Source organism: Vibrio genomosp. F10 str. 9ZD137, from assembly GCF_049974785.1.
In the GTDB taxonomy this organism is placed as follows: Bacteria; Pseudomonadota; Gammaproteobacteria; order Enterobacterales; family Vibrionaceae; genus Vibrio.
In genome coordinates this window covers 1-5692 of the sequence record NZ_JBNGCJ010000274.1, presented here as the reverse complement: position 1 = coordinate 5692, position 5692 = coordinate 1, and the positions used below count along the sequence as shown (strand labels likewise).

The 5692-nt window shown below is 43.1% G+C and carries 5 protein-coding genes; 1 reads left to right on the top strand and 4 read right to left on the bottom strand.

The genetic code is table 11. The features are described 5' to 3' along the window. Positions 1 to 117: 117 nt before the first annotated feature. Genes ACP45E_RS04720 through ACP45E_RS04705 form a run of 4 tightly spaced genes read right to left on the bottom strand, consistent with a single transcriptional unit; the run spans position 118 to position 4617 of the window. Positions 118 to 1029 carry a hypothetical protein gene (locus tag ACP45E_RS04720; protein ID WP_017037300.1) on the bottom strand — a complete coding sequence of 304 codons (912 nt, stop codon included), beginning with the start codon at positions 1027 to 1029 and terminating at the stop codon, positions 118 to 120. A gap of 9 nt (positions 1030 to 1038) precedes the next feature. Continuing rightward, complete coding sequence (gene nagE, locus ACP45E_RS04715) at positions 1039 to 2502, bottom strand: N-acetylglucosamine-specific PTS transporter subunit IIBC (protein WP_017037301.1); 1464 nt, start codon at positions 2500 to 2502, stop codon at positions 1039 to 1041. Then, positions 2489 to 3274, bottom strand: coding sequence for a carbohydrate deacetylase (locus ACP45E_RS04710; RefSeq protein WP_017037302.1), 786 nt, complete (start codon positions 3272 to 3274; stop codon positions 2489 to 2491). The genes nagE and ACP45E_RS04710 overlap by 14 nt, the downstream gene beginning before the upstream one ends. Then, on the bottom strand, positions 3271 to 4617 hold the full coding sequence (locus ACP45E_RS04705) for a 6-phospho-beta-glucosidase (protein ID WP_017037303.1): 1347 nt from the start codon (positions 4615 to 4617) through the stop codon (positions 3271 to 3273). The genes ACP45E_RS04710 and ACP45E_RS04705 overlap by 4 nt, the downstream gene beginning before the upstream one ends. A 76-nt stretch (positions 4618 to 4693) precedes the next feature. Between ACP45E_RS04705 and ACP45E_RS04700 the strand changes: the two genes are divergently transcribed. After that, positions 4694 to 5626, top strand: coding sequence for a LysR substrate-binding domain-containing protein (locus ACP45E_RS04700; RefSeq protein WP_241824269.1), 933 nt, complete (start codon positions 4694 to 4696; stop codon positions 5624 to 5626). Positions 5627 to 5692: the final 66 nt, after the last annotated feature.

The following is a 5692-nucleotide window of genomic DNA, read 5'->3' as shown; positions in this document are numbered from 1 at the left end:
ATGTTGTTTTCTTCTTTATAGTGTCTGTCCTTTTAATAATATGTTTAATATGTTTAATATGTCTTTTAATCTGTATTTCCTCTTTTTGAGTGTCAAGCCTATTTCGCACAGCTCCTCTTAAGGATTCAGAATAATCTTTAGGTTAGTTGCAGTTTTAATCGCAACATACACTACGACCAAACAAGTCGCGGATAAGAAAAAATGCCCTACCGTAAATAGGCCTAGCCTATATGTCGCTGTTGAAAATGCCGCAAGCGGAAAGGTGAAAGCCCACGTTGATACTCCAAACTTCATCCCCTCAAATTTTTTCATGTTTATTGCAAGAGCAACAATAATCAAGAGAGACCAGACGTACATACCAGCCGCAATGCGATCGGTGAATCCAACTATCTTCAGATAGCCGAGTAAAAGCATTGATGGCGTAGCAAGGCCAATAAAGAACGTCGGATACAAAGGAACAGGGGGAGCTTTCCCTTGCAGGGTTTTAACCAGTATTGCTATGTAAACAACAATACCAATCAACATTCCGGTGAAATACATCAGGTGACTAATTCCGATGTACTCAACCGGTGAAAAAATGGAGCAAACAACGTTGGCTAACGGTGGAATCAAGAACGTTGGGTTAAGTTCAGTAAGGGTCTTTTCTTTATAGATTCCCCACCCAATTAAGATGGCGAGCAGCAACGGGACTTGTATTACCGTGCCTACTAGCCATAAGGCCGTCTGATAAACTTCATGCTCACGCACTAGGCCCGACAGTAAGAAAATAGTTATCGTGCTGCATGCAAAGAAGTTTCGTTTCGTCGCTACGCGCACCTCGTCTTTCAGACCTTTTGCATCGAAGGCCATTCGAGCAATCATGCTCAGTATCATCACTGTAAGAATAAACGCAGCCAGTGAAGCCAAAGGGATAATCAATGGTTTAATAAAAACCAATTGTGAGGCTTGAATGCCAGTTGCTAGACCAGAAACACCCATTGATGCTGATACCAACGCAATAGGCAGCCTTAATAACGTGTTACTGGTCATCATCAATCCTTAAACCGTTTTCATTAGTAAGCTAATGGACTCGGCTTGAGTGCCAATAATAATTTGCATGTTCTGATCACCGACATGAACGACACCCAAAGAGCCAAGAGATTTAATTTTCTTATCATTAACCAAGGTTTTGTCTTTTACCGATAAGCGTAGGCGCGTGATACAGGCGTTTATTTCAGTAAGGTTATCTTTGCCACCCAGTGCCGCTACATACGATTTCGCCAGTTCTAACTCGTCGGTAGGCGTCGTAGTCGAGCCTAGTTCATCACTATCATCTTCACGGCCGGCCGTTTTTATATTGAACTTAAGAATAGCCCAACGGAATGTAACGAAGTACAGCACGGCAAAACATAAACCCAGTGGGATTAGCATGTACCACTGAGTTGCTAATGGGTTATGTGATTGCAGTACAAGGTCAACAAGGCCTGCTGAGAAACCGAAGCCTGAAATCCATCCCATCGACGAAGCGATGTACATAGAAATACCCATGAACACAGAGTGAAGGACGTAAAGAGCAGGAGCCGCGAACATAAAGGCAAACTCCATAGGCTCACTTACACCAGTAAAGAACGAGGCAAAAGCAGCAGCTATCATCAGTGACGAAACGCGAGATTTGTTTTCCTTTTTCGCGGTAACATACATTGCTAGGCCTGCGGCCGGCAGACCAAACATCAAGACCGGGAAGAAACCTGCCATGTAACGGCCAGTAACCCCAATCTCTGCGCGACCTTCAGCGATAGACTGTGCGCCACCTAAGAAGTTAGGCATGTCATTAATACCGGCAACGTCGTACCAGAAAACAGGGTTGATCGCATGATGTAAGCCCGTAGGAATAAGCAATCGGTTAAAGAACCCAAATAACCCAGAGCCAATAGCACCTTGCTCATACATCCAAGTGCCAAAGTTAGTCATGCCAGAGAAAAGACCGTTCCAAATTTCCATGAACACGCCCGCTATCGCGATACCCGCAAAAGCCGCTAAGATTGGTACAAGGCGCTTACCACTAAAGAACGATAACGCTTTAGGCAACTGCGTATCGGAGAATCGGTTGTATATCACCGATGCCACAATACCAACGACAATAGCTACAAACTGGTTATCCGATTTGGCAAACGCTGCCGGTACTTCGCTAATGTCGATCCCTTTAATCATTGCTATTGAAGCAGGATCAAGTAGTGCCATCACGACAAGCCAACACACTAGCCCTGATAGGGCCGCTGACCCATCGCGGTCTTTTGACATGCCAAAAGCAATACCGACAGCAAACAGTAATGGAATGTTTTTGAGTATTGCTCCACCGGCTTTGATCAGTAATGCAGCGACCGCATTATCATTGCCCCAACTGTTCGGATCGACCCAGTAGCCTACCCCCATTAAAATCGCTGCAGCAGGTAAACACGCAATAGGGACCATCAAGGCTTGTCCAACCTTTTGCAAATAGCCAAATACGTTAACGTTCTTCATGATTGTTCCTTGGTAAGTCATTAAAGCTAATTAGTTCCACACCTTGCTCAGCTAGCCATTGTTTAATATGGGGTGAGGTAAGGATATTCAGTTCAAGCTCGCGTTGTGCTGTGTAGGAAGACACTGCAGCTAGGTCTAAGTCGCAATGAGCAGGGTGCGCCATGATTTCAGCCGTTCCGCGAGGATTGTTTTCTTTAAGCTCTAGAATGGTTTGCTTGAAGCCTTCTTCATTCGATCGCCCTGCATAAAATTTCCCACTAAACTGATCTGGTGTTAGCACCGTCAAAGAGGTTAAGTCTTGGTCATAGTAATCAGGACGTCGGGTTGGCAAGCCAACTTCATTGGCGAACTCTATAAATCCACGTTTCAAGTTAGGCAAAAAAGCAGCAAAATGATGTGAATCCACATGACTAATATTCACCCCTTTACTTAGTGCCAACTTGTACTGATTCATCGCCTCTAAATAGACTTGATGCGATGAGATTGACTCACACACATTAGCTAGATGACGGCGTCCTAAGAACATGCCATTTTCATCAACAAGATCTGGAATATCTTCAATATTCGATACCGCCTTACCCGACGAAATGTTTACGTGAAGCCCAATGTTGGCTAAGTCGTATGTTTGTATTATATCAATCGCATCTTCAGTCCCTAATTGATTGAGCATCAAGGTGGTGCTTGTCACTAGGCCAAATTTCATCGCTTGAACTATTGCTGAATTGGTTCCTTTAGTCAGGCCAAAATCATCGGCATTGATAATTAACTTCACTCAAAATCCCCCTTCAAAATCTCGATGTCTTTGCGCTTAAATTCAGGAAGTAAGTTGAGGTTTTGCAACAAGGTCTCTTTCAGAGCAATCTCAAGCTTCTCTCCAGTACCAACAAGAGGATTCATAACAAGTGCGCGTAATGCGGCTTTCACATCACCGTTCATCGCAGCCTTAATTGTGAGGCTTTCAAAGGTCTTCATCGTTTGAATTAATCGAAGAGTATCTTCAGGGAAAGCTTCTACGCTCAGTGGATGAGCACCAGAGGATTTTATCATTGCACTGACTTCCACTGCACAGTCATCAGGCAACCCTTGAATCGCGCCCTTGTTCAGCGTATTAACATGCATGATTTCGCCCGTATCGTTGTGAATCGCATTCATCATTCGACAGGCTGATTCTGAATAATATTGACCACCACGAAGCTCTAGCTCTTTTGGCTTAACGGCCAGATCAGGATCTCGATAAACTTCAAACAGTTTGGCTTCAATCTCTTTAACAACATCAGCTCGGTTTACGTTTTCTCCCTCTTTCGGATCTAGCTTTGCCAACACATCTTCACTTGCGTAGAAATATCGAAGGTAAGAACAAGGCAGCATTCCCATGTCTTTGATTAAGGCACTTGACCAATCAAACTGAGCAATGTTTTGAGGACGCATTTTATCGTTACCGGCCAGAACCTCATCTATAATGAATTGCATTTTGTCTTGATTTTTATGGAGGATTTTACGCGCCCACACTAGGTGATTTAACCCTGCAATTTGAATAAAGAAGTCTTCAGGCTTAGCATTTAACAGCTCCATTGCACCTCGCTCCATATTCACTGGAACGTTACAAAGGCCGATGGTTTTTGTTGAACTGTTTTGAAGAATCGCTTCTGTCACCATGCCAGACGGATTCGTGAAGTTAAGTAGCCATGCATCAGGGCAAAGCTCTTCCATTTCATAAGCAATCTCTAGCGCAATCGGGATAGTTCTGCAGGCATTAGCCAAGCCAACAATGCCATTTGTCTCTTGGGCAATCATTCCATATTTAGCAGCAATGCCTTCATCTCGAATACGACTCTCTAAGCAACCGGCTCGGAATTGAGAGCAGACAAAATCAGCATCTTCCAGTGCAGACGCTCTATCTTCAGTAAGAATGATGTTCATTTCACTACCAACCCTCTCAGCCATACGCTTTGTAAGATCGTAAATTATCTCAGCCTTCCATCGACTTTCCTCAATATCGACCAGCCACAACTCTCCAATTGGCAGTGAATCAGAACGACGCAATAACCCTTCAATCAGTTCTGGGGTGTAGCTAGATCCTGCGCCAATAACGACAACTTTTAATGATGTTTTCACGCTGTATTCCTTTGTGTTGTGTAACTGCAATTTTCTTATGCATTAGAATTACAGGGGTTAACTGGGTTTACAAATCGTGAATATTGATGTACTCATAAATATAAGTAATCCATATTGGCAATTATCTATGATTAGAGCATCGGTTAACCACAGCAATGTTTATCTATTTTTGAGCGTGGCAAGAACGCTTAGCTTTACAAATACAGGAAAGAAATTTGGGATAACCCAAGCAGCAGTAAGCCATAGGATAAAGAGTCTCGAAGAAGAGGTGGGATGCACTCTGTTTGTCAGAAAGCCGAGGAACATAGCTCTAACACCAGAAGGGAATCAACTTTTCAAGTCAGTGTCTCAATCATTTGAGTTAGTAGATAATGTGATCGACGACCTAAAAAACCCTAATCCAACAGGCACGATACGCATTGGTACCTCTCCATATTTCGCCTCTCAAGTTCTAATACCCAACGTGCCTAAATTTATTGAGAGATACCCTGACCTCGATGTGCAGATCATTACCTCTAGCGAATCACAAAGATTTGATGATGAAACAATGGATCTCGCCATCGTTTACAGTGAAGGTGTTGAAGGGCTGTATAGTGAGGAACTAGTTCGCGAAAGTATTTTGCCAATTTGTAGTCGTGAGTATGCTAAAAAGCACAATCTCGACGATGAAGCGCCCTCTTTAAGTGGGTTAACTGTAATTAGGAACGTTAACTCATCGAATTGGATGCAATGGCTTGCCGAAGAAGAACGTGAGCTAGAAAATCATCGAAGCTTTGTTGTGGATGATTTCCACTCTTCAACATCTGCTGCAATAAATGGCGTAGGCGTAGCTATGGGTCGCTGGATACTGGTTAGGGATTTATTAAAGTCAGGCGATCTTGTTTCACCATTTAATGCAGCTCTAACAGATAAGCATTACTGGTTAATTACCGTGAACGGCATGGAACACAGACCTAAATACCGCTTGTTTTCCAAATGGATACAGGATGAAATTTTTGGGTCCAAATAATTTGGTCTACACCATGTTTATAGTGTGTGTCCTTTTAATAATAAAATATACGCACTTTCTCAAGTC

Coding starts and splice junctions, on each gene's coding strand:
- ACP45E_RS04720 (WP_017037300.1), bottom strand. CDS start 1,029: ATGACCAGTAACACGTTATTAAGGCTGCCTATTGCGTTGGTATCAGCA.
- nagE (WP_017037301.1), bottom strand. CDS start 2,502: ATGAAGAACGTTAACGTATTTGGCTATTTGCAAAAGGTTGGACAAGCC.